The sequence below is a fragment of the Archangium sp. genome (assembly GCF_036389735.1).
Lineage (GTDB): Bacteria > Myxococcota > Myxococcia > Myxococcales > Myxococcaceae > Archangium.
In genome coordinates this window covers 1-1514 of record NZ_DASVWK010000530.1, presented here as the reverse complement: position 1 = coordinate 1514, position 1514 = coordinate 1, and the positions used below count along the sequence as shown (strand labels likewise).

General features: G+C 71.4%; 1 protein-coding gene. It reads left to right on the top strand.

Going from position 1 to position 1514, the window contains the following annotated elements:
* Positions 1-20 precede the first annotated feature (20 nt).
* Positions 21-1514 (top strand): condensation domain-containing protein (locus VF794_RS18570; protein WP_331112237.1); only part of this gene is annotated, 1494 nt, incomplete at its 3' end.

The window sequence follows — 1514 nt, the reverse complement described above, 5'->3', positions numbered from 1 at the left end:
CCCTGGGCATGAAGCTGCCGATGCAGCTGCTGCTCCAGGCGCCGAGCATCGCCGAGCTGGCCAGCCACCTCTTCTCGCGCCGGACGGAGACCACCAGCGCGAAGCCCTCGCGGCACTCGCGCCAGGGAGAGCTGCCCCTCTCCTTCGCCCAGCAGCGCCTGTGGTTCCTCGACCAGCTCGAGCCCGGCAGCCCGCTCTACAACATCCCCGCCGCCGTGCGGCTGGAGGGCACTCTCGACGTGGCCGCCCTCGAGCGTGGCTTCACCGAGCTCGTCCGCCGCCACGAGTCCCTTCGCACCACCTTCGTGGAAGTGGGGGGCTCGCCGGTCCAGAAGATCGCCCCCTCCCTGTCCGTGGAGCTCCCCGTCGAGAGCCTGGAGCAGCACCCGGCGGCCGAGCACGAGGAGCAGGTGCAGCGCCTCGCGCGCGAGGAGTCCCAGCGGCCCTTCGAGCTCACCCGGGGCCCGCTGTTCCGGGTGAAGCTGCTCAAGCTCGGTGAGACCCAGCACGTCCTGGTGCTGACGATGCACCACATCGTCTCCGACGGCTGGTCCATGGGCATCCTCATCCGCGAGGTCGCCGCCCTCTACCGGGCCTTCGCCTCGGGCCAGCCCGCGTCCCTGCCCGAGCTGCCCCTCCAGTACGCCGATTACGCGGCCTGGCAGCGCCAGTGGCTGCAGGGCGAGAAGCTGGAGTCCCAGCTCTCCTACTGGCGCGAGCAGCTCGCGGGAGCGCCCCAGGCGTTGGAGCTCCCCACCGACAAGGCGCGGCCTCCCGTGCAGTCGTATCGCGGCGCCAGCCACCCCGTGCTGCTGCCCCCGGCGCTCTCGCGCGCCGTCAACGCACTGGCCCAGCGCGAGGGCGCCACGCCCTTCATGGTGCTCCTGGCCGCCTTCCAGTCCGTGCTCTACCGCTACTCGGGCCAGCAGGACATCAGCGTGGGCTCGCCCATCGCCGGCCGTACCCACGCCGACACCGAGGGGCTCATCGGCTTCTTCGCCAACACGCTCGTGCTGCGCACCCGTCTGGAGGGCAATCCCTCCTTCCGCGAGCTGCTCGGCCGCGTGCGCCAGGTGGCCCTGGGCGCCTACGCCCACCAGGACGTTCCCTTCGAGAAGCTCGTCGAGGAGCTCAAGCCCCAGCGCGATCTCAGCCGCTCCCCGCTGTTCCAGGTGATGCTCGCCCTGCGGCAGGACCCCCTGCCCGATCTGGCGCTCCCGGGTATCACCAGCGCGCGTGAACTCGCGGTGGACACCCTCACCTCCAAGTTCGAGCTCACCCTCTCCCTCGTCGACAGTGAGCAGGGCTTCACGGGCTGGCTCGAGTACAACACCGACCTGTTCGAGCCGGAGACGGCCGCGCGCATGCTGGGGCACCTGCGGGTGCTGCTGGAGGCGGCCACCGCCAACCCCGAGCTGTCGCTCTCCGCCCTGCCCCTGCTGCCGGAGGCCGAGCGCCAGCAGGTGCTCGTGCAGTGGAACGACACGCGCGCCGACTACCCGCGCGAGGCCTGC